This window comes from Pseudomonas sp. TH08 (assembly GCF_016651275.1).
Taxonomy (GTDB): Bacteria; Pseudomonadota; Gammaproteobacteria; order Pseudomonadales; family Pseudomonadaceae; genus Aquipseudomonas.
The window spans coordinates 646902-669412 of the sequence record NZ_JAEKEE010000004.1 but is presented as its reverse complement, the minus strand read 5'-3'; the positions used below and the strand labels follow the sequence as shown (position 1 = coordinate 669412).

17 protein-coding genes are annotated in these 22511 nt (G+C 57.6%); 6 read left to right on the top strand and 11 right to left on the bottom strand.

What is annotated here, in order from left to right; all coding sequences use genetic code 11:
• The first annotated feature begins 83 nt into the window (after positions 1-83).
• The 3 genes from JFT91_RS20085 (at position 84) to JFT91_RS20075 (ending at position 5096) form a co-directional block, all read left to right on the top strand.
• Positions 84-1193, top strand: a complete 1110-nt coding sequence (locus tag JFT91_RS20085) for a PilT/PilU family type 4a pilus ATPase (RefSeq protein WP_201233607.1) — start codon at positions 84-86, stop codon at positions 1191-1193.
• Positions 1194-1329: 136 nt separating this feature from the next.
• Positions 1330-1632, top strand: a complete 303-nt coding sequence (locus JFT91_RS20080) for a hypothetical protein (protein ID WP_201233606.1) — start codon at positions 1330-1332, stop codon at positions 1630-1632.
• A gap of 110 nt (positions 1633-1742) precedes the next feature.
• Entirely contained in the window at positions 1743-5096 is a 3354-nt protein-coding gene (locus tag JFT91_RS20075; protein ID WP_201233605.1) for a hypothetical protein, read from the top strand.
• Positions 5097-5148: 52 nt separating this feature from the next.
• Here the strand turns inward: JFT91_RS20075 and JFT91_RS20070 are convergent, their stop codons facing one another.
• The 10 genes from JFT91_RS20070 to JFT91_RS20025 form a co-directional block, all read right to left on the bottom strand.
• Positions 5149-7104, bottom strand: a complete 1956-nt coding sequence (locus JFT91_RS20070; RefSeq protein WP_201233604.1) for an acetoacetate--CoA ligase — start codon at positions 7102-7104, stop codon at positions 5149-5151.
• A gap of 77 nt (positions 7105-7181) precedes the next feature.
• On the bottom strand, positions 7182-7955 hold the full coding sequence (gene hbdH, locus JFT91_RS20065; RefSeq protein WP_201233603.1) for a 3-hydroxybutyrate dehydrogenase: 774 nt from the start codon (positions 7953-7955) through the stop codon (positions 7182-7184).
• A 7-nt stretch (positions 7956-7962) separates the two neighbouring features.
• Positions 7963-9354: a GntP family permease gene (locus tag JFT91_RS20060; RefSeq protein WP_201233602.1), complete on the bottom strand. Its 1392-nt coding sequence runs from the start codon at positions 9352-9354 to the stop codon at positions 7963-7965.
• A gap of 296 nt (positions 9355-9650) precedes the next feature.
• Positions 9651-11066 (bottom strand): sigma-54 interaction domain-containing protein, encoded by a 1416-nt coding sequence (locus tag JFT91_RS20055; RefSeq protein WP_201233601.1) that lies wholly within the window; start codon positions 11064-11066, stop codon positions 9651-9653.
• A gap of 141 nt (positions 11067-11207) precedes the next feature.
• A complete protein-coding gene (locus JFT91_RS20050) occupies positions 11208-12782 on the bottom strand; it encodes an ABC transporter ATP-binding protein (protein ID WP_201233600.1) in 1575 nt (524 codons plus the stop codon).
• Positions 12783-12795: 13 nt separating this feature from the next.
• Positions 12796-13818, bottom strand: a complete 1023-nt coding sequence (locus JFT91_RS20045) for an ABC transporter permease (RefSeq protein WP_201226027.1) — start codon at positions 13816-13818, stop codon at positions 12796-12798.
• Positions 13818-14879 (bottom strand): microcin C ABC transporter permease YejB, encoded by a 1062-nt coding sequence (locus tag JFT91_RS20040; protein WP_003225430.1) that lies wholly within the window; start codon positions 14877-14879, stop codon positions 13818-13820. The genes JFT91_RS20045 and JFT91_RS20040 overlap by 1 nt, the downstream gene beginning before the upstream one ends.
• Positions 14879-16747 (bottom strand): extracellular solute-binding protein, encoded by a 1869-nt coding sequence (locus JFT91_RS20035; RefSeq protein ID WP_201233599.1) that lies wholly within the window; start codon positions 16745-16747, stop codon positions 14879-14881. The genes JFT91_RS20040 and JFT91_RS20035 overlap by 1 nt, the downstream gene beginning before the upstream one ends.
• Positions 16748-16882: 135 nt before the next feature.
• Complete coding sequence (locus tag JFT91_RS20030; protein WP_201148009.1) at positions 16883-17164, bottom strand: peptidylprolyl isomerase; 282 nt, start codon at positions 17162-17164, stop codon at positions 16883-16885.
• Positions 17165-17260: 96 nt separating this feature from the next.
• Positions 17261-18232 carry an esterase/lipase family protein gene (locus tag JFT91_RS20025; protein WP_518524888.1) on the bottom strand — a complete coding sequence of 324 codons (972 nt, stop codon included), beginning with the start codon at positions 18230-18232 and terminating at the stop codon, positions 17261-17263.
• Positions 18233-18463: 231 nt separating this feature from the next.
• Here JFT91_RS20025 and JFT91_RS20020 point away from each other — a divergent pair, with 231 nt between their 5' ends.
• Positions 18464-19543 (top strand): hypothetical protein, encoded by a 1080-nt coding sequence (locus JFT91_RS20020; protein WP_201233597.1) that lies wholly within the window; start codon positions 18464-18466, stop codon positions 19541-19543.
• 55 nt (positions 19544-19598) lie between these two features.
• Here JFT91_RS20020 and JFT91_RS20015 read toward each other — a convergent pair whose 3' ends face one another.
• The gene (locus tag JFT91_RS20015; RefSeq protein ID WP_201233596.1) at positions 19599-20675 is read right to left on the bottom strand and encodes a 3-deoxy-7-phosphoheptulonate synthase; all 1077 of its coding nucleotides are present in this window, start codon (positions 20673-20675) and stop codon (positions 19599-19601) included.
• Between the two features lie 613 nt (positions 20676-21288).
• Here JFT91_RS20015 and JFT91_RS20010 point away from each other — a divergent pair.
• Complete coding sequence (locus tag JFT91_RS20010; RefSeq protein ID WP_201233595.1) at positions 21289-22047, top strand: carbon-nitrogen hydrolase family protein; 759 nt, start codon at positions 21289-21291, stop codon at positions 22045-22047.
• Complete coding sequence (locus JFT91_RS20005; RefSeq protein WP_201233594.1) at positions 22048-22491, top strand: GNAT family N-acetyltransferase; 444 nt, start codon at positions 22048-22050, stop codon at positions 22489-22491.
• Positions 22492-22511: the final 20 nt, after the last annotated feature.

Below are 22511 nucleotides of genomic sequence, written 5' to 3'. Positions count from 1 at the left end.
AGGACGATAGACGCTTAAAAGCTCGTTGTGTCACGACAGTGAGCCATGTTTGCCAATTGAATGCCTTGCAGGTGCTTTTTGCCATGGAAATCGACGCGCTGTTAATTCGTCTGGCCAGTCAGCACGGCTCGGATCTGTTTCTATCGACGGGGGCGCCACCCAGCGCCCGTTTCGACGGCGTGCTGACGCCGTTGAGCGAGCGGGCGTTCAAGCCCGGTGAGGTGGCGGCCATCGCCGCGTTTCTGATGGACGCCGAGCAGCACAAGGAGTTCGACCGGGATCTGGAAATGAACCTGGCGATCTCGCGTACCGGTATCGGGCGCTTCCGGGTGAACATCTTCAAACAACGCAACGATGTATCGATCGTGATCCGCAACGTCAAGCTCGATATCCCGCGTTTCGATGACCTCAGGCTGCCGCCGGTGCTGCTCGAAAGCGTGATGCTCAAGCAGGGCCTGATTCTGTTCGTCGGTGCCACCGATTCCGGCAAGTCTACCTCGCTGGCGGCGCTGATCGACCATCGCAATCGCCACAGCAGCGGCCATATCATCACCATTGAAGACCCGGTCGAGTACATCCATCGGCACCAGCGCTCGATCATCAACCAGCGTGAAGTCGGCGTCGACACCCGAAGCTTCCACGCCGCATTGAAGAACACCCTGCGTCAGGCGCCGGACGTGGTGCTGATCGGCGAGATCCGCGACCGCGAAACCATGGAGCACGCCCTGGCGTTCGCCGAAACCGGGCACCTCGTGCTGTCGACCCTGCATGCCAACAACGCCCATCAGGCGCTCGATCGCATTATCAATATGTTTCCCGAAGAGCGCCGGCCGCCGTTGCTGCATGCGCTGGGCAACAACTTGAAAGCATGTATCTCGCAGAGACTTGTGCAGACGGTTGATGGCAAACGAAGGGCTGCCGTGGAGGTATTGTTGGGTACGCCGACCGTCGTCGATCTGATACGACGGTCTGAGTTCGACGAGCTTAAACCGATAATGGAAAAATCCACGCTGCTGGGAATGCAGACATTTGATGCAGCCTTGTTCGCATTGGTGATGGAGGGTGTAATTACTGAAGATGAAGCGTTGAAAAATGCCGATTCGGTGAATAATCTGAAGTTGCGCTTGAAGTTGGTTGGAGATAGTAAGGGTCCCCAGGATTCCTCAGTTGGAGAGTGGGGTTTGATGGATTGATTGAGTGTTTTAGTTGGTTGTAGTTATGGCGGTGGCAATACTGTTTAATATTTTTTAAATAGACGTGTTTAATCAGGGAAAGTAGAACGTCATCGAGCTGAAGTGTTCAGCAAAATTAACTTGATGAGGTTCTGCGATGAGTTTTGCGACGAGAAATAAAGCCTTCCGGTCGTCACCGATTATTCTTGCCGAATGGCAGCGCAGGTCTGACGCAGATGCCGTCGAGCGCCTTAAGGTTCTGGCAGAACTGGAAAATGCATTAACTGAATACTCTGACGATCAGGTGATCGATTGGTACGCGCATGAGGTGGAGTTGCAGGAGGGGTCGTCACTTCACGAAATTTATAATCCCGGCAGGCTTTTGTTTAAACAGATGCTCGAACATGGCGCTATAAAAAAGGAGTTTTTCGCGCAGGAGCGTACAACCATAACGGTCTGATACGCGTCACATCTGATGGGGCATTTGAAGCCCGTGCCGTTGACGGTTGGGTAGACCTGGTTTCTATCAGCTCTCTTTATGTTTATGAAGAACTACACTCTGCACTAGACATGATTGCTGACATAGCCAGGGCAACGGGTGGATATGTATGGCCTGATCTGGATATTACACTCGATCAGTGGTTTACCTTCCATGAGATAAATCTGCCGAAAAACAAGGCCGACGTCAGGAATCTGCTGGCCTTGTTCAACTTTGATCCTCAAGTGAGTGAGCCCGGAAATTACTGGGACCATTTTCAGACGGATGACCCTACGTTGGTTGGATTAGGGGAAGAGCAGTTTTCGGAAATTCGTAAAGCGACTACAAAACTTATGCCAGCAAGAAAACTGCTGGTTGCTTTGCACAACGTCACAGGACAGCCCGCTGTATCGCATGAAAGTGCTGCCCGGATAGTGTCCGCATTTGTGAACGAGCCTGTTCCTCAGATTCTCGCCAGGAAATACCTGGATGAACTGGGCTGGTTCGGTATAAAAGAGGGGCAGGTTGCGTCTGAAAACACTCTCGCGCAGTTATTGATGACAGCCATGTTACTCAATCTGGATCCGTCAATTGGTCACATCCGTCAGCGTAAGATGGTTGAGGGCTTTGATCTGAATGCGTCAACCCACGTTGACAGGCACCCTTCAGTTGTTCTTGAAGAACTGACAGCGCATCTGCGCGCCAAACACTGGGTAGATCCTCAGTTGACCCCCTTGGTAGCGCATTTACTACTGTCACGGACGGCACCGGAGTTCCTGGTACCGGAAATTCCCACATCTGTGACCATGGGCTCAATTGCATGGGTCAATTTTTGTCGGGGCGTCGTGCTCGTAGAGGCGGTGAAGGCTGGCTCATCTCGAGTGCTGAACTATGCGCAGATCATGACTTATGCCGAACTGGAGCCGGTCAGTGAAGCGCAGAAGCATCTAAAAGATCTGGCGATGATCGACCCGATCGTCGATTGGGCGCTGCTCAACCAGATTGTCACAAGCACTGAACTTGCTCAGGCTGAGGAGGCCAGCACACGACGTGCGCTTGATGAATTCGAAAAGCACGCTGAGATGTTTGCACACATTGCTCGAACTTTTTCCACGCCGTTACCCAGCAGGGCGAACATTGCCCGTAAGGCACTTAAAGTAGCAGCACCGGGCTGCGATACGCTGGACGAAAAGGCACTCTCCGAGAAGGGAGGGCAGCAGGTCATGTCCATGGTCGATCTGCATCAATCGGGCGATTTGGTCACGGCTAAGTGGGACAGGCGCACAGTACGCCTGGTAACAAACGGGGTGCCCCGGCCGGCGATCAATTACAACCCGTCTGGTGTCAGCCTCTACACGCGCTACCCGAAACTGCTGCAACTTAAATCCTGTGACGAAGAACTGGATCGTCAGTTGGAGCTACATCTTGATGATCTGAACAATGCCATGTTGTCCACCGTCAAACTTGCCATAGCGCAGATGCCGGAGGCTGATCTGCAAGTCTTTTTAAATACAAACGTACACTTTTTCACGGTGCGTGAATCCGCTGTTTATACCCGTACGTATCGTGCCGGAGGCCCATTTACGTATGATTTCCCAAGAGAAACACAACAGAGCAGAGATGCTGCAACGGGACGTTTTGGCGTTGTCATGTGTGCGATGCGCGAAAACACGCTCCTCTGCTATGAACTATTCACTTCGCGCGGAGAAATTCGGAAAAACGACGCCTTGGGTGCTTTCATCACTCGAGAGCGGAAGTTGCAAGATTCCGAAAGGTTGTTTTTCCACGGCGATGTGAAAGATCAACAGGAGGTCACTGCTACGCAAAGCCTGCCACTCGATGTGAAGCGCTATACCCATGCGACGGCTGAAAATACTTCGATTACCTCCAGCATGGCAATCCTCGATAAACTGGGAACGCAGCCAAAACCGCGACAATCTTATGCTCCAAAGCACGGTTTTTATCAAACCTTCAACGATCCGAATGTCGAGGACCTCGCCGGATTCGTTTTCAGACATCGACCGTTCTTCAATGCACAAGAACTCAGTGAGTTGGTTCGCATACCAACGGACTTGGAACTCTCCATATTGGAGGGGGATCGATTGCTGACGTACTTCATCGACTTGGTCGTGCCGTTCAAGAGATGCATCGAGGACATTGCATCCGGTGAGCATGACAAGGTTGTAGACGGGGTTTATGGCTGTTTAATGGATGGTATCGGTCTGGTTGGAACCGTAGTGGGTGCCAGCACCAAAGCGTTGAGCATTTCGGCCAAGGCTATCTCCAGGACGTCGAAAGCCGCGCAATTCACCAAGTTGGCGTTCACCTCAGCCATTTCCCTTTTCAACCCGCTTGATGGTGTGCCCTCGGGTCTGCAAGCAGGTGGGAAACTGGTGCACAAGGGCCTGCTGAGATTCAACAAGAATACCCATGAGATCATTGCCAAGGCCAACACGCAGTTGCATAGGCTCAGCGGCCGCCGTCAATCCTATGCGTTGACCGACGTCACCAATAACGCGCATATGGGGCTGGGTAACTGGAAACCGCGTGCTACTGTCGGCCAGGCGACTGCCGTTTTGGCCGCACGTGATAACAACAAATGGTATGCGTTGAACCGTCGCGGCAATCTGTGGGGTAAACCACTGGACGGATTTGCTTATCAAGCGCCCTTGCAGTTGTCGTACTCACCCAAGACATTGCCGGTCGGTTATACGCGTAACTTCATCGAAAAAAGTCTGCCTCGGGCTCGAGCGAAAATCGATAACGCCATCGATACATTCACCAGACATGACTTCAAGCGCGATCGTGATCTGGTGATGAAGACATTATTCGGCGACACATCGGCGGTTGCCAATGATCGTCTGGTGAAATATCTGCGTCTGGTTCGCTTCGACTTTGCCGGTTTTTCACTGAGTAATATCGCTCTCGATGCACTCAAGGATACTGCCGTGCTTGCATCCTTCGATGTCGACAGTTACAAGCGCTGGAAGAAGGCGAGTTCCAGCGACGCGTCTGGAATAGCATTTGTTGAAATCTACACAAAAAACCTGAATAAACATTTTGTCAGTCTGGGTTTCAACCATGACGTGGTGGCAGACGACCTGATCCATGAGCTGTTTCATGCCAGCGCGCAAACCGCCGATGTCGGCTACGCCAGCGACACACAACTTAAAAGCGACAACGGGCAGCAACTGGATGTGGCTGTATTGCTGAATCTTGCGTCCGGTCGCCTGCCGGTGACAGAGGCGAGCACGGCCTGTCATGAGTCGTCCAAGGCTTTTGAAAACGCCGACTCCCTCGCAGTGGCCACTTCTTTGCTCAGTCAGCTGAGTACAGACAAAGTCACGTACGACCAGAACATGACGACAATCAATGCCGCACTCGCTGCCAGCAACGGAAAAGCGATTGTCGAACCGGTACTCATCACGTTGAACAAACTCTTCTGACGAGCAGCGCTGTCGCCAGTGCTTCTGGTCAGATTCACCGCCTCCGCCAGGATCAGTTGCTCAGCTCCAGCCGATCCCGAAACTGCTCCAGCGCTTCAGGATTGGCCAGTGCATCGGTGTTTTTTACTCGCTCGCCATGCACGACATTGCGCACTGCCAGTTCGACAACCTTGCCGCTGATGGTCCGCGGGATGTCATTCACCGCAACGATCCGCGCCGGCACATGCCGTGGCGTGGTGTTGTCCCGAATGACCTGTCGAATCTGCTGTTGCAGCGCTTCATCCAGTTCGACATCGTCTTCGAGGCGGACAAACAAAACCACGCGGACGTCATCCTGCCATTGCTGCCCGATGGCCACGCTGTCCAGCACTTGCGGGACTTTTTCAACCTGGCGATAGATCTCCGCCGTACCGATGCGCACGCCGCCGGGGTTGAGCACGGCATCGGAGCGGCCGTGAATGAGCATCCCGCCGTGGGCCAGTTGTTCGGCGTAATCGCCTTGCGCCCAGACACCGGGAAACAGACTGAAATAGGATTGGCGCAACTTTGCGCCGTCCGCGTCGTTCCACAGGCCAATCGGCATCGCCGGGAAGTGCCGGGTACACACCAACTCACCTTTTTCGCCGATCACCGGCCGCCCGTCGTCATTCCACACTTCAACCGCCATGCCCAGGCTCTTGCCCATGATTTCACCGCGCCGTACCGGCAACAGCGGATTACCGTTGACGAAGCAGGACACGATGTCGGTACCACCAGACATCGAGCTGAGGCAGACGTCTGCCTTGAAGTCGCGGTAGACAAAATCGTAACTCTGCGGCGACAGCGCCGAGCCGGTGCAGAGCAACGTCTTGAGGCTGCTCAGGTCGTGCTCCGCGCGCGGTATGACGCCACTGCTTTCAAGTGTCGCGAGAAACTTGGGACTGGTGCCGAACACGCTGATGCGCTCATCGTCGATCAACTCCAGCAGGCGCCGATTGCAAGGATGAAACGGTGAGCCGTCGTAAAACACCACCGCGCTGCCCACCGCCAGCGCCGAAACCAGCCAGTTCCACATCATCCAGCCGCACGTCGTGTAATAAAACAAGCGGTCGCCGGGGCCCAGATCGACGTGCAAGCCGTGTTCTTTCACATGCTGCAACAACACGCCGCCGGTGCTGTGAACGATGCATTTCGGCACACCGGTGGTGCCGCTGGAATACAGCACGTAGAGCGGGTGATCAAACGGTACCGGGATGAACCGCGGCTCGTCGCCGGGCTGATAAAAGTCGTTCCATAGCGTGACGTTGGCGCTGGTTCGGTAATCCTCGCTGCGCGCTTGTGCACGGGCGTAGGGGACGATGATCAACTGCCGCAGAGAGGGCAGTTGTTGGAGGATTTCGTTGAGTTTGCCGGTCTGGTCAATCTCTTTGCCGGCATAGCGATAGCCGGCGCAGGTGATCAACACCTTCGGCTCGATCTGGCCGAAACGGTCAATCACGCCATGGGTGCCAAAGTCTGGCGACGAACAGGACCAGATAGCGCCGAGGCTGGTGGTCGCGAGCATCGCCACCAACGTTTGCCAAGTGTTGGGCATGCACGCTGCCACCCGATCGCCGAGGCCGACGCCGGCTGCTTGCAAACTGTTCTGGAAGCCGGCGACGTGTTGCGCCAGTTCGGCCCAGGTCAGTTGCTCGCGCTGGCCGTTTTCCGCGACGGCGACCACCGCCACGGCATCGTCGCGGCGGCGCAGCAGGTGTTCGGCAAAATTCAGGGTAGCGCCGGAAAACCATTCGGCGCTGGGCATTTGTAAGCCCTCGCGCAGCACCGCGTCGGGTTGGCTGTGAAAGCGGATGTCGAATTGATCGACGATCGCCTGCCAGAAGGCTTCACGCTGTTCGACGCTCCAGGTGTGGAGTTCGTCGTAACTGGCCAGGTCGAGCCCGTGGCGCTCGTTGATGGCGCGCCGGAAAGTATCCAGGCGCGACTGGGCGATACGGTTGGCCTCGGGTTGCCAAAGGATGTCGGACATTGTTTGCCTCTTGTTTTATCTTCAGATCCAATCGCGTGGCTTGCCCGCGATGAACGATGACGCGGACTGCCGGTGGACTACTGCGCCAACCACCCACCATCGATATTCCACGCCGCGCCCCGCACCTGGCTGCCAGCCTCGCTGCACAGGAACAACACCAGTTCGCCCAAGTGCTGCGGCGTGACGAATTCCAGCGACGGCTGTTTTTCTGCCAGCAAATCATGTTGCGCCTGCTGCTGATCGACGCCATTGGCCGCGCGATCATCGATCTGTTTCTGCACCAGCGGCGTCAACACCCAACCCGGACAGATCGCGTTGCAGGTCACATTGCTGGTCGCGGTTTCCAGGCCGACCACTTTGGTCAAACCGATCACCCCGTGCTTGGCCGCCACGTAGGCAGCCTTGCCCGTCGAACCGACCTGCCCATGCACCGAGGCGATGTTGATGATCCGCCCCCAGCCCTTGCTGCGCATGCCCGGAAGGCTCAGACGAGTGCCGTGAAATACCGAGGAGAGGTTGATGGCGATGATCGAATCCCAACGCTCGACGGGGAATTCCTCCACGGCGGCGACATGTTGAATGCCGGCGTTGTTGACCAGAATGTCGACGCCACCGAATTCGCGCTCGGCGTAGGCGATCATGTCGGCGATTTGGGCCGGGTCGCTGACGTCGGCCGGGTGATGGCCGACCTTGCCGCCAAACTGGCTGACGTCGGCGATGACTTTGGAGGCATCGCCGAAACCGTTGAGAATCAGATTGGCGCCAGCCTTGGCCAGACTCAGCGCAATGCCGAGGCCGATGCCGCTGGTGGAACCGGTAACCAGTGCAGTCTTGCCTGAAAGAGTCGTCATCAATACCTCACACAATGCCAGTGGCGTAAAAAGTGCCGATCACTACGAAAACCGCCAGGGTCTTGATCAGCGTAATACAGAAAATGTCTTTATAGGCTTCGCGGTGCGTCAGGCCAGTGACCGCCAGCAGGGTGATAACGGCGCCGTTGTGCGGCAGGGTGTCCATGCCGCCACTGGCCATCGCGGCCACGCGGTGGAGGACTTCCAGCGGAATGTTGGCGGCGTGCGCGGCGCTGATGAACTGCTCGGACATCGCCGCCAGCGCAATGCTCATGCCGCCCGAAGCCGAACCGGTGATACCGGCCAGCAAGGTCACGGTGATTGCTTCGTTGACCAACGGATTGGGGATCTGTTTAAGCCAGTCGGCCAGCACCAGAAAGCCCGGCAGCGAAGCGATCACCGCGCCGAAACCGTATTCCGAGGCTGTATTCATCGCCGCCAACAGCGCGCCGCTGACGGCGCTTTTACTGCCTTCTGCGAGTTTGCTGCGGATCGCTTTAAAGCCGAACGCCAACACCATCAGAATGCCGATCAGCAACGCCGCTTGAACGGCCCAGATTGCGGTCAATTTGGCGATTTCGGTGGTGACCGGTGTCGCCATGCCGGGCAGCGCGAGGCTGTGGGTTTTGCCATACCACTGCGGAATCCATTGAGTGAACAGCAGATTCATGATGCCCACCGCCAGCAACGGCGACAGGGCGATCCATGGGTTTGGCAGCTTGAGGTCTTCAGCGGTTTCCGGCTCGTTGCGCAGTTCGGTGCCATACCCTTCGCCGGCCCGTTGCGCCTTGTTGCGCTGACGCTGAAGGAACAGCATGCCGGCGCAGAACACGAAAATCGTGCCGATCACACCCAGCCACGGCGCCGCCCATGCGGTGGTGTTGAAGAAGGTACTGGGGATGATGTTCTGGATTTGCGGCGTGCCGGGCAGGGCGTCCATGGTGAACGAAAACGCGCCGAGGGCGATGGTCGCGGGGATCAGGCGCTTGGGAATATTGCTCTGACGGAACATCTCCGCCGCAAACGGATACACCGCAAACACCACAACAAACAGTGACACGCCGCCGTAAGTGAGCAGGGCGCAGACCAGCACGATCACCAGCATCGCCTGGCGGGTGCCAAGCAGGCGAATGGCAGCAGCGACAATCGAACGCGAGAAACCCGACAGCTCGATCAACTTGCCGAACACAGCGCCGAGCAGGAACACCGGAAAATACAGTTTGATGAAACCGACCATTTTCTCCATGAACACCCCGGTGAACGCAGGGGCGACGGCAGAAGGGTCAGTGAGCAGGACAGCGCCGAGGGCGGCGATCGGGGCGAAAAGGATAACGCTGTAGCCGCGGTAGGCGGCGAGCATCAGCAGCGCGAGGGCTGCCAAAGCAATGATCACACTCATGGTGTGTTCTCCAGGGATTGTTATTTTTGTGGTTGAAACGGGTCTGGGAGCGGGTAAAGCCAGATCTGTGCCAAATATGTAAGTGATTGAAATATAAGAAGTTTATGTGGGTTCTTGAGTCGCGAACGCGTTATTCATCTCTGTTTTGAGATTGCGTTGATCGATTTGGCATCATCGCGAGCAGGCTCACTCCTACAAGGGTGAGGTGTACACCCGTCAAACTGTAGGAGTGAGCCTGCTCGCGATGAGTGCGAAGCACTCCTGTGTGTCTATCTATATATGGAGATAAAGTCTCGTTATTGAGACTCTGCAATCCCCAACGTCAGCATTTTCTTGTACAGCGTCGAGCGCCCCAGTCCCAGTCGAGCCGCAGCCTCCGGTACCTTGCCCGCGCATTGCACGAGGGTGGACTGAATCAGTTGTCGGTCAAAACGCTCGCGCGCCTGCGCAAATGTCTCGTTAGTCAGCGGCTCAAGCATCGGCGTCGACGCACGCTCAACCGGCGTAAACGTACCGATGGCCGCAGCAATGTCCTGTTCACTGAGCATCAAGTCATCACTGAGCAACGCCGCTCGCTCCAGCACGTTGCGCAGCTCGCGGATGTTCCCCGGCCACGCGTGCTGTCCGAGCAGTTCCAGCGCATCGCGGTGCAATTCATGCTGACTGCGCAGCTCTTCCAGAATGGCTTCGCTGAGCGCCGGCAGATCATCAAGACGTTCACGCAATGGCGGCACCTGGATCGGCAGCACATTGAGGCGGTAGTACAAGTCGGCGCGGAACTCGCCACGCTTGATCGCCGCTTGCAAATCCGTGGAGGTGGCGGCGATCACCCGCACGTCACTCTGAATCACCTCATTGGAACCGACCGGTTCGAATTCCTTTTCCTGCAGCACCCGCAGCAGTTTGCTTTGCAGCGGCAGCGGCATGTCGCCGATCTCGTCGAGAAACAACGTGCCGCCCTGAGCGATCTGCAATTTGCCGGTGCGACCCTTGCGGTCAGCGCCGGTGAAGGCGCCGGGCGCCGTGCCGAAAAACTCTGCCTCCAGCAACGCCTCTGGAATCGCCGCACTATTGATGCTGACAAACGCCTTGTGCGCCCGTGGCGACGCGCTGTGAATCGCTTGGGCGAGCAACTCCTTGCCGGTGCCGGTTTCGCCGAGCAACAACACCGGTGACTCAGCACTGGCGCTGCGCCGGGCGCGGCGTTTGACTTCCAGGCTGGCCGCGCTGGTGCCGATGAAATGAGCGAAATTGTATTTGGTCTGCCGCGCGCGCAGCAGGGAGCGGGTCGAGGCCAGTTCTTCCTGCATGCTCAAGTAACGTTTGAGCATGGGCGACAATGTGCGCAACTCATCGAACAGGGCAAAACCAATGGCGCCAATCACGCTGCCGGCGTCGTCATGAATCGGCAGGCGCATCACCACCAGCGGCTCTTTTGGCGTGTCTTGCATGTCCAGCAAAATCGGCCGCCCCGTGCGTACGACGTCACGTAACAGACTGCCGGGAATCACGCTTTCGCAGGGCTTGCCGATGGCGCCTTCCGCCGATTGCAGACCAAAACGCCGCGCGTAACGCTCGTTCATCCAGACGATATTGGCGTCACGATCAACAATGACCGTGCCTTCGCTCGATTGCTCAATGATCTCGAACAACGAACGGATCGCCAGCGTGCGAACGCGTTGGTAGTCCTTGAGGCTTTCGGTGGTGTTCATGACGGCAGATCCTGATGGTGTGTTGCCAATGCCGGCCTCATCGCGAGCAGGCTCAATCCTGCATTTGAAATGCATTCCCTGAAGGCGCGAGCCTGCCCGCGATAGAGGCGACTCGATCCCAAGGCAGGCGCGAGAGGATGCTTACCCCGGATGCGCCGCCGCCAACAGCTCTTTAGTGTACGGATGCTGCGGCGTATCAAACACCTCATGGCTGGCACCGCGTTCGACCACTTTGCCATCCTTGATCACGATCATGTCGTGGGCGAGGGCGCGCACCACTGCCAGGTCGTGGCTGATGAACAGGTAGGTCAGGCCGTGTTTTTCCTGAAGCTGGCGGAGCAGGGCCACCACTTGTTTCTGCACAGTGCGATCGAGTGCCGAGGTCGGCTCGTCGAGCAGAATCAGCGCCGGTTTCAGCACCAGTGCTCTGGCGATGGCAATGCGTTGACGCTGACCACCGGAGAACTCGTGGGGGTAGCGGTGGCGGCTCTGCGGGTCGAGGCCGACTTCCTCGAGCACGCGGATGACTTGCTCGTCGCATTCCTCGGCGGTGGACTGGCAATGTACCTCCAGGCCCTCGCTGATGATCTGCGCCACTGACATCCGTGGGCTGAGGCTGCCGAAAGGATCCTGGAAAACCACCTGCATCTGTCGGCGCCATGGCCGCAGCTGTTTCTGATCCAGACCGTCGAGGGCCTGGCCCTGGAAGCGAATACTGCCTTCGGAGTCGAGCAAACGCAGGATCGCCTGCCCCAGTGTGGATTTGCCCGAGCCGGATTCGCCGACGATGCCCAGGGTCTTGCCACGCTGGATGTTCAGGCTGATGCCATCGACCGCGCGCAGGTACTGCTTGCGCTGAAACAGCCCGCCACCGACGACAAACTCGACCCGCAGATCATCAACCTCCAGCACGTTCTCGCGCTCGTCCCGGGGCAGGGCTTCGCCGTCCGGTTCGGCATTGAGCAAGACGCAGCTGTAAGGGTGCTTCGGCGCAGTAAACAGCGTTTCGCACGGCGCCTGTTCGACGATTTCTCCGGCCTTCATCACGCAGACCCGTTGGGCGATGCTGCGCACCAGATTGAGGTCGTGGCTGATCAGCAGCAACGACATGCCAAGGCGTTGCTGCAGGGATTTGAGCAGCAGCAGGATCTTGCGCTGCACGGTCACATCGAGTGCAGTGGTCGGCTCATCGGCAATCAGCAATTCCGGTTCGCACGCGAGGGCCATGGCGATCATCACCCGTTGCCGCTGCCCGCCGGAGAGTTGATGCGGATAGGCTTTGAGCCGTTCTTCGGGTTTTTGGATGCCGACCAGTTCGAGCAGTTCGAGGATGCGCTGTTGCGCGGCTTTGCCGCCCATTCCACGGTGCACCAGCAGGGTTTCGCCGATCTGCTTTGCAATGGTGTGCAGCGGGTTGAGCGAGGTCATCGGCTCCTGAAAGATCATCGCGATACGGTTGCCGCGTAACTCGCGCAAGACCTTTGGGTCCGAGCCGACCAGCTCCTGGCCGCGATAACGGATGCTGCCGGTGGTTTGCGCATCGCCCTCGGGAAGCAGTTGCAGGATCGAATGAGCCGTCACCGATTTGCCCGAGCCCGATTCGCCGACCAGCGCCAGGCACTCGCCGGGGCGAATGTCCAGGCACAGGTTGCGCACTGCGCTTTGGCCGTGGAAGGCGACGTTGAGGTCGCGGATTTCGATCAGGTTGTCCGTCATGTCATTAACCGCGTCAGGAGCGTGGATCAAAGGCATCGCGCAGTGCTTCGCCAATGAACACCAGCAAGGAAAGAATCAGCGCCAGGGTGAAGAACGCCGTCAACCCGAGCCACGGTGCTTGCAGGTTTTGTTTGCCCTGACCGATCAGCTCGCCCAGGGACGCGCTGCCGGCGGGCATGCCGAAGCCGAGGAAATCCAGCGCTGTCAGGGTGGAAATCGCCCCGGTCAGAATGAACGGCAGGTAGCTCAGCGTCGCGTTCATGGCGTTGGGCAGTATGTGCCGGACAATCACTTTGCGGTCGCTCAAACCCAGCGCCCGCGCGGCTTTTACGTATTCCAGGTTGCGGCCGCGCAAGAACTCGGCGCGCACCACGTCCACCAGTGCGAGCCACGAGAACAGCGCCATGATCCCGAGCAACCACCAGAAATTCGGTTCGACGAACCCCGAGAGAATGATCAGCAGGTAGAGCACCGGCAAGCCGCTCCAGACTTCCAGCAAGCGTTGTCCGATCAGGTCGACCCAGCCACCGTAATAACCTTGCAGGGCGCCGGCGGCGATGCCGATCAAGGCACTGACAAAGGTCAGCATCAACGCAAACAGAATCGACACCCGGGCGCCGAAAATCACCCGTGCCAATACATCCCGCGCCTGATCGTCGGTGCCCAGCCAATTGACCGATGACGGCGGGCTCGGGGCCGGTTGATTGAGGTCGTAGTTGGGTGTGTCGTCACTGAACGGAATCGGCGGGAACAACAGCCAGCCACCGTCCTTGCGGATCAGGTTCTGCACATAGTCGCTGCGGTAATCAGCCTGAAACGGCAATTGCCCGCCAAACTCCTGCTCGGTGTATCGCTTGAGCACCGGGAAATACCATTGGCCCTGATAGCTGACCACCCACGGCTTGTCGTTGGCGATCAGTTCGCCTCCGAGGCTTAGCAGAAACAGGCCGATAAACAGCCACAACGACCACCAGCCGCGGCGGTTTTTCTTGAAACGTTCGAAACGACGACGGCCCAGGGGCGAGAGCTTGAACATCAGGCGTTCCTCGCGGCGAAGTCGATGCGCGGATCGACCAGTGTGTAGCAAAGGTCACCGATCAGTTTTATCAAGAGTCCGAACAGGGTGAAGATGAACAGCGAACCGAACACCACCGGGTAGTCCCGCGACACGGCCGCTTCGTAGCTCATGCGACCGAGGCCGTCGAGCGAGAAGATCACCTCAATGAGCAGGGACCCGGCAAAGAACACGCTGATGAATGCCTGGGGAATCCCCGATACCACCAGCAGCATCGCGTTGCGAAACACATGCCCGTACAGCACGCGGCGCTCGCTCAGGCCTTTGGCTCTGGCGGTGACCACGTACTGGCGAGTTATTTCATTGAGGAACGAGTTTTTGGTGAGGATGGTCAAGGTAGCAAATCCGCCGATCACCAGCGCCGTCACGGGCAGCACCAAATGCCAGAAGTAGTCGGCGATCTTGCCCAACGTCGACAACGATTCGAAGTTGTCCGACACCAAACCGCGCACCGGGAACCAGTTCAGGGATGTGCCACCGGCAAACACCACGATCAGGAACATCGCAAACAGAAACGCCGGCATGGCGTAGCCGATGATGATCGCGGTGCTGCTCCAGATATCGAAATGGCTGCCGTGGTGTACGGCTTTGCGGATGCCCAAGGGAATCGACACCAGATAAGTGATCAGCGTCGCCCAGAGCCCGAGGGAGATGGTCACCGGCATTTTTTCGAGGATCAGGTCAGTGACCGTCGCACCGCGGAAAAAGCTTTTGCCGAAATCCAGCTGCGCGTAGTTCTTGAGCATCAGCCACAAGCGTTCGTGCGCCGGTTTGTCGAAACCGTACTGTTTTTCGATGTCCTTGATCAGTTGCGGATCGAGGCCACGGCTGGCGCGCGAGGTGCTGCTCATGGTCTCGCTGGAACTGCCGCCGACACTGGCGCCGCCAATGCCTTGCAAATGAGCGATGGCCTGTTCGACCGGCCCGCCGGGCGCGGCCTGGATGATCACGAAATTGACCAGCAGGATGATTACCAGCGTCGGAATGATCAGCAGCAGACGCCGCAGTATGTAAGCCCACATCAGTGCGCGCCTCCAGGTCTGCCGCGAGCGATTTTTTCGGCAGTCATCTGTTGGTTGGTCAGCGGCGTGCTGCTGATCTCCCACCAGCTCTCGATGGCTTCATCGTTGCTCGCTTGTACCGCCGGTATGCCGAAACGGTTCCACCAGACCGTGGAAGTCCCCGGTGGGTAATAGTTGGGAATCCAGTAGAAGTTCCATTGCAGCACCCGATCCAGCGCATGCGCGTAATGCAGCATGTCGCTCTGGGTCGAGGCGCGGATCAAACCGTTGATCAAGGTATCGACCGCCGGATTTTTCAGCACCATGTAGTTGTTGGCACCGGGATCATTGGCCGAAATCGATCCGAAGTAGTTGAGCAGCTCACCGCCCGGAGACGTCGTGACGGGATAACCGGTGACGATCATGTCGTAGTCACGGCTCATGAGTCGATTGACGTATTGCGAGGAGTCGATGCGACGAATATTGAGGTCGATGCCGATCTGTTTCAGCGTGCGCTTGTAAGGCAACAGCAAACGATCCATGCCGTTCTGGCTGACCAGAAAGGTGAAACTCAGCGGCTTTCCGGCGGCGTTCACCAGTTGATCGCCATCGGGTTTCCAGCCGGCCTGCTCAAGCAGTGCGAGGGCCTGCAACTGCTTGTCGCGAATCAGGCCGCTGCCATCGGTTTTCGGGGCTTGGAAGACCTGAGTGAAGACCTCGTCGGGAACCTGTCCGCGCAAGGGTTCGAGGATTTTCAGCTCTGCCGCATCGGGAAGTTGCCGCGCCGCCAGCTCGGAGTTGGAAAAGTAGCTCTGCTGGCGGATGTACATGTTGCGCATCATCTGCCGGTTGCTCCACTCGAAATCCCAGAGCATGGCCAGCGCCTGTCGCACGCGGCGGTCCTGAAACACCGGTTGTTGCAGATTAAACACGAAGCCCTGCGCCGACTGCGGTGCCTCGGTGGCCAGGTGGGCCTTTTGCAGGCGCCCGTCACTCAGGGCCGGGCTGTCGTAACCGATGGAGTAGCCGGTGGCAGAGAACTCACGGTTGTAATCATAGGCGCCGCCGCGCAGCACCTGGCGGGCTACATCGGTGTCGCCGAAGTACTCGATGCTGAAATGGTCGAAGTTATAGAGTCCGCGACTGACCGGCAGGTCCTTGCCCCACCAGTCGGGATTGCGTTCAAAGGTGATGCTGCGCCCGGAGTCGACCTTGCCGACACGATACGGGCCGCTGCCCAGCGGGGGTTCATAGCCGCCACCGCCGGCGAAATCACGGCTCTTCCACCAATGCTCGGGAAATACCGGCAGGGTGGCGATGTCCAGCGGCAAGGTGCGGTTTTCATTGCTTTTGAAATCGAAACGCACCGTCAGCGGTGCTTCCACTTCAACGCCTTTGACATCGGCGAACTGGGTGCGATAACGCAGGCTGCCCTGGGTCATCAATAGATCATAGGTGTAACGCACGTCTTCGGCGGTAATCGGTTTGCCATCGGCGAAACGCGCTTTGGGGTTGATGTAGAACCGCAAGGACAAACCGTCTTCCGAGCGCTCCATCTGTTGTGCGACCAGGCCGTAGACGGTGTAAGGCTCGTCCATCGAACGCTGGGCCAAAGGGGAATAGAGCATGCCGTCGATCTGGGTGACGCCGATGCCTTTGTCGATGTACGGCAGCATGTGATCGAAGTGACCGATTTCGACCGCCGAGCGGCGCATTGTCCCGCCTTTCGGGGCCTGCGGATTGGTGTAGTCGAAGTGGCTGAAGCCGGCCGGGTATTTGGCGGGTTCGCCGTAGACGGTCAACGCATGTTGCGGTGCGGCGTTCACACCAGCGGCGCTCAACAGCAGAGCCACGGCAGTGAACATCAATGTGGAAAAAGCCAGTCGCATTGTCAGCCTTAAAGCCGGGTGATCGATATGCGCAATTTGTACGCGAGAGGCGCGTCAGTCGCCAGCCCAATCGTGTAACTCAAACACAACGGCCCACCAAAGGGCGGGCCGTTGCACAGCAAACCGGACGAGGGATCAGTCCTGACGGCTGGTGACTTCCAGCAGGTGATAACCGAACTGGGTTTTCACCGGGCCTTGCACGACGTTGATCGGCGCGCTGAAAACCACGGTGTCGAATTCCTTGACCATCTGGCCAGGACCGAACGAGCCCAGGTCGCCGCCCTGACGGCTGGACGGGCAGGTGGAGTTGGCTTTGGCGACTTCAGCGAAGTCAGCGCCGCCTTCGATCTGTGACTTGAGTTCGTTGCACTTGTCTTCGCTTGCAACCAGGATGTGGCGGGCAGTGGCTTTAGCCATGAGGAAACTCTCCAATCTATTTCAGTAAAATGCGGAGCCTACCGGATTCAGTGGGCGATTTCTCGGCAAAGTTCCGTTCGTTTGTCAGCAGCCTGTTCAGAGATTCACTGCGCGCAGGCGAGCGGCATGTTCGACGTAAAGCGCAATGGGGTCGAGCAGGCTGGCGACGGTGCTGGCACTGCGGCGCAAAGTGCTCAGGTGGTCCAGCGGATAGTCGGAACGGATCACTTGGCCTAAATGCGAGCTGAAGCGCCCGACGAAGCCGTCATTCTGATCTCCTTCGGTCATGAAATATTGCGAAAGCGCCTGGCAGGCATTTTGAATCGGGTCGAATGATGGCAGGTGTGTTGCCGGCAGGACGCCGCTCCAGGAGTAATAGCGCACACCATTGACCTGTGCGGCGCCTTGCCCGCCCCACGTGGGAGGAAGACCTTGAGGAAACCTGTCGTTGAAGGCGCCCACCCCCTCGGTTGTCAATGCATTGAGTGCCGCCAATGCGTTCTGCGGCAGTGTGCCCCCTCCGCTGAGCAGAGAAATGAAATCAGCGAACAGCGTCGCCACGTTTTGCGCCACAACTTCCGGCAATCGGTCGGGCACCAGCGCCTTGCGCAGGGTGTCGGCCAGTTCAGAACCCTGGTTCGGACCGCTGACCGATGTCACTGACGCAACCCTGTGTGGTGCAAGCGCAGCAGCATAACGTGCGGCGAGTGCACCTTGGCTGTGGCCGATAAGGTTGACTTTGCCAGCTCCTGTGCCTTTGAGGACTCTATCGATTTGCAACAATAACTGCTCACCGCGTACTTCATTGTCATGGGCCGCAGAAAGGTGCGGCACAAACACGCGGTTGCCAGTCGTTACGAGTGCCTCTCGGACCTTGTGGAAGAGCTCGAACTGGCCGATACGCTCGAATCCGAACAGACCATGTACCAGCAAGATCGGGTAGTGCGTTGTGGCATTCCGTTGCATGTCATTTACCTTCTTGCAGGAGTTCTCGGTGGAATCTGTTTGCCACTCTAAAACACCCGTCCCGCTGAAGAAGTACGAAGAGGCTTCACTTGCCCGTTGAATATGGACTAGGGGTTGTATGAATTTTCGGATACATGTGAAGTCCGAATCGGAAGTTCTAGCCGTCTTCCGCCTGAAGCGAGTCGATTTTGCGTTGGTTGCCTACTGCGCTCGTAGCCTTTGCGCCATGTCTCCGGCGTATCGGGCTGATATCGAATGCACCACCAATCGCGTTCAATGTGGGTTGTCGACGCCGTCATGAGGCAGCGTTTTGTCCAAGGAGTGGAGCCACGAATGAACACGCATGAAATCGAGTTTTGCTACCGAATGCGCCACCCTGTCAGTCCTTCTACAACCCAACAGTTGTTGCCTGCCGCGACACTCGACTCACTGGAAGGCGATGTGCTCGATCCTGCGCTGAGCCAGGTGGTTGTTCGTATTGCCCCTTATACGAATATGGCGTGTGGCGATCGGTTGTTGCTGAGCTGGGAGGGCCTGGATATCGAGGGCTTCGTTTACCAGCATGAAAAGGTTCGCTATGTCAGCGAGGCTCAGGTTGGCAAAGACGTCATTTTCGTGATCAAAGGCATGCACGTTGCCGCTTTGGACGGCGGCGCTCTGGATATCTACTGGACGCTTGCCAGCGCGGGTCTGGCCGAGCCCGTATTGTCTGCGCCCCTGCAATTGACTGTGGGAGATACGCGTGCGCAGTTGCTTGCTCCGCAAATCGAAGGTGCAGTCGGCGGGACGCTGGATCCGGCGCGGGTGGTGAAAGGTGTACTCATCACGCTCCAGCCGTACGGCAAAATGGCCGTAGGTGACCAGGTGTCGTTGATGTGGTCGGGAGAGGCATCGCCGTTATCGTTCAGCGATCGGCTGAAGGTCGAGACCTTTGCTGTCGCAGAAGTCCTGTCATTCTGGGTACCTGCCGAGTACGTCGTCGCGCACCTCGATGGCGAGGTGACGGTTCGCTACCGAGTCGAGCAAGCGAATGGTGCGGTTCGCGAGTCCGAGTCTGCGAGAGTCCTCATCGCCCCGTTCTTGCAGAGTGAGCTGGCCGCTCCCGATGTGCTTGAGGCTGAAGATGGCGTGCTGGTAGCAGAAGATTCAATTGATGGCGTAACCGTGGTGATCGGCAATGCCCGGACGCAGGAGGGTGAGTTGGTCTACCTCAAGTGTGACGGTGATTTCTTCAGCCACAGGGATGATCGCGACATCACTCGGGAAACCGCAGGGAAACCGCTGATTTTTATCGTCCCTCAGCGCTTCTGGCACGAGCACCAGGGATCGACCGTACGTGTTTCCTACACGGTAGAGCGGTTGGACGATGTCAGTCAGGTGTCTGCGGCGACACAGGTGCGGGTAGAGGCGTAGGTTGAACCTGGCCCATCCTCCGGTTTTCTTTTGAGCCGGAGGGTGGGCACTGCGATCAGTCTCTGGTACGCGCGCCAAGACGTTGCGCCGCCTTGAGCAGAAGTTGCTCCGTTGCGCTGAAGCCCAGGCAGCCATCCGTGATGGATACGCCGTATTGCAGTGATGGCTTCAATGGTTGGCAACCTTCGAACAGGTGCGACTCCAGCATCATGCCGATCAGCGATGGATTGCCTTGCAGGCGTTGCTCGAGCACATCATTGAACACTGCTGGTTGACGCAGCGGGTCCTTGCCACTATTGGCATGACTGCAATCAACCATGATCCGGCCCGGGATTTTCAGGCGGGCCAACTCGACGTTGATTTTTTCGACACTGAACTGATCGTAGTTTGGGCCTTGGTGGCCGCCGCGCAGGACCAGATGAGTGTCTGGGTTGCCGGACGTCTGAATGATCGCAGGATGGCCCTGGCTATCGACCCCGAAATGTCGATGCGAATGGGCTGCGGAGCACATCGCGTCGACAGCAATGGCCGCGCCGCCGTCGGTGCCGTTTTTGAAGCCGACCGGCATGTTCAATCCGCTGGCCATCTCGCGGTGTATCTGCGACTCGGTCGTACGGGCGCCGATGGCGACCCAGCTCAACAGGTCATCGAAGTAGCCGGCGGCCATAGGTTGCAGCAGTTCGGTGGCAACCGGCAGGCCAAGGTGAATCATTCCGAGCATCAGTTCACGGGAAAGCGTAAGGCCTGCGGCCATGTCATCACTGCCGTCAAGGTGGGGATCGTAAGCGAGGCCTTTCCAGCCAACAGTTGTTCGCGGTTTTTCGACATAGGCACGCATGACCAGCAACATTTCATCGCTGACTTCGTCGGCAAGTCGAGCCAGTTTGCTGGCATATTCGAGGGCGGACTGAGGGTCATGGATCGAGCAAGGACCGACGATTACCAGCAAGCGCGGGTCTTCGCCATCGAGAATTGCGCGAACTGCTTGGCGATGAGCAGCGACTTGCAATGTCAGGGCATTGCTCAGAGGCAACTGCTGCTTGAGCTGCAACGAAGTGGGCAGACGCAGCGTCAGCGTTTCGTTGGCGCAATCGAGGGATGACAGTGGCAGAGCAGAAACGGAGGAGTTCATATTCGGTCTTCCTGGGCTGATGGCGGGTGCTTCCCGCTCACTCCGCCCTACTGGGGTGTTCGACAATTGGCCGTATTGGCTAGGTGTGTGTGCTTGCCACCTGTGGGTGACCGATCGGAGGCGGCAGGCTGTCCCGAGCGGAGGCTGGTAAATCGCCAAGCGGTAAAGCTGTCGTAACGGTAATAAGTGGCGTAGTTCATTGGGTGATCCCTCAAATTGTCTGGAGTGTTGCTGAAAGTTTGGGCCTGAAAAAACAAAACCCCCGGTCGGGAGGCCGACCGGGGGTTGAGAATTCTCTGGTGGCGACCCGTGTTATGGGCGCCTTTTGGGTATCAGGCGCGCTAGTGGCTAAACCAATACCCAAAATAAAAGCTGGCAGGAGTGCAAACGTCATTCATGCGCGCAGCCACAACCGAGCGCAGGGCGCTGGCGGTATGAAGCTGTGAAAGTGCATTGAACATGGTCTGTCTCCGTTGAATGCGCCGAGCTTACTCGACGCCGATACGCGACAGCAATCAGAAAATGCTATCGAGCGCTGAGGAATTTACCTATCGCTTGAGTGTTGTGAGCGCTGTGACACACTCGCTGTTTTGCCTAAGACTAGGGACGCATCATGTCGACGTTGACCATTGCCGCTGCTCAATCGATATCCGTTGCCGGTGATCTGGCCGGCAATATCGTTCGCCACAAGCGTTTTATAAAGGTGGCAGCGGAGCAGGGCGTTGAACTTGTGGTGTTCCCGGAGTTGTCGCTGACCGGCTATGAAGGCGAAGTAGCCGCCGCACTGGCCATCGACCCGCAAGACGCAGTCCTTCAACCGCTGCGCGATGTCGCCCGTGAGTTCGGGGTAACGACTGTCGTCGGCATGCCTGTTCGGTTGAAAAATCATCCTGGAGTGTTGATTGGTGCTCTGGTCCTGGGGGCCGAGGGTTCGCTCGGGGTGTACAGCAAACAGCATCTGCATTCGGGCGAGGAGCTTGTTTTCGCTTCGGGGCTCGGAGGGCCGATCCTGGACATCGGCAATCACAGGGTCGCGCTGGCGGTCTGCGCCGATTTTTCCCACGCCAGTCATGCGGCAGTGGCGGCTGAACAAGGGGTTGACCTGTACGCAGCAGGCGTATTGATCAGCGAAAAAGGATACACGGCAGACACCGCGCTGCTTCAGGGTTATGCGCGGCAACACACGATGGCTGTGTTGATGGCCAACCACGCAGGTCTTACCGGCGGATGCCAGTCGGCAGGGCGCAGCGCGATATGGTCCGAAAGCGGTTCATTGATCGTTTCTGCGCCGGGGGCGGGTGACCTTTTGCTGGTTGCCCAACGCGACGCCGGAGCGTGGCAGGGGCGGGTCGTTCCTGTGATGGTGGACTGAATGACATTCCAGTTGCGGCAGGCGACGTCAGAGAATCTGACATTTTCACGCAATCTCACCTGTCAAAACATGCTGCGTTACTACATTCAGCATGATTTGTTGTGGCAGGACGAAGCGTTCGACATAGCCTGGTCGGGCCGCGAGAACTGGCTGATATTGCGTGATGATGTGAAGATAGGGTTTTTCAGCCTTAGCCGCGATGCGCGAGCTTTGTATATCCGAGAATTACAAGTGGCTGAAGCCTTTCGGGGGCAGGGGGCCGGTTCCTGGACAATTGATCAGGTTATTGAAATAACCCGCAAGGAGCGTCGTCCGGCGCTGCGACTCACTGTGTTCGAAAATAATCCGGCTAAAAATTTGTATCAGAGAAAAGGACTACAGGTTCAAGGTAAGGACGAGTGTTTCTTGCGCATGCAGCTTGATTTGAGAACGCCTGTGCTCTGAAACCCACGGCCGGCAAGCTC

Coding starts and splice junctions, on each gene's coding strand:
- JFT91_RS20070 (WP_201233604.1), bottom strand. CDS start 7,104: ATGTCCGACATCCTTTGGCAACCCGAGGCCAACCGTATCGCCCAGTCG.
- JFT91_RS20085 (WP_201233607.1), top strand. CDS start 84: ATGGAAATCGACGCGCTGTTAATTCGTCTGGCCAGTCAGCACGGCTCG.
- JFT91_RS20045 (WP_201226027.1), bottom strand. CDS start 13,818: ATGTTCAAGCTCTCGCCCCTGGGCCGTCGTCGTTTCGAACGTTTCAAG.
- JFT91_RS20005 (WP_201233594.1), top strand. CDS start 22,048: ATGACATTCCAGTTGCGGCAGGCGACGTCAGAGAATCTGACATTTTCA.
- JFT91_RS20040 (WP_003225430.1), bottom strand. CDS start 14,879: ATGTGGGCTTACATACTGCGGCGTCTGCTGCTGATCATTCCGACGCTG.
- JFT91_RS20020 (WP_201233597.1), top strand. CDS start 18,464: ATGAACACGCATGAAATCGAGTTTTGCTACCGAATGCGCCACCCTGTC.
- JFT91_RS20050 (WP_201233600.1), bottom strand. CDS start 12,782: ATGACGGACAACCTGATCGAAATCCGCGACCTCAACGTCGCCTTCCAC.
- JFT91_RS20080 (WP_201233606.1), top strand. CDS start 1,330: ATGAGTTTTGCGACGAGAAATAAAGCCTTCCGGTCGTCACCGATTATT.
- JFT91_RS20015 (WP_201233596.1), bottom strand. CDS start 20,675: ATGAACTCCTCCGTTTCTGCTCTGCCACTGTCATCCCTCGATTGCGCC.
- JFT91_RS20010 (WP_201233595.1), top strand. CDS start 21,289: ATGTCGACGTTGACCATTGCCGCTGCTCAATCGATATCCGTTGCCGGT.
- JFT91_RS20075 (WP_201233605.1), top strand. CDS start 1,743: ATGATTGCTGACATAGCCAGGGCAACGGGTGGATATGTATGGCCTGAT.
- JFT91_RS20055 (WP_201233601.1), bottom strand. CDS start 11,066: ATGAACACCACCGAAAGCCTCAAGGACTACCAACGCGTTCGCACGCTG.
- JFT91_RS20030 (WP_201148009.1), bottom strand. CDS start 17,164: ATGGCTAAAGCCACTGCCCGCCACATCCTGGTTGCAAGCGAAGACAAG.
- JFT91_RS20060 (WP_201233602.1), bottom strand. CDS start 9,354: ATGAGTGTGATCATTGCTTTGGCAGCCCTCGCGCTGCTGATGCTCGCC.
- JFT91_RS20035 (WP_201233599.1), bottom strand. CDS start 16,747: ATGCGACTGGCTTTTTCCACATTGATGTTCACTGCCGTGGCTCTGCTG.
- hbdH (WP_201233603.1), bottom strand. CDS start 7,955: ATGACGACTCTTTCAGGCAAGACTGCACTGGTTACCGGTTCCACCAGC.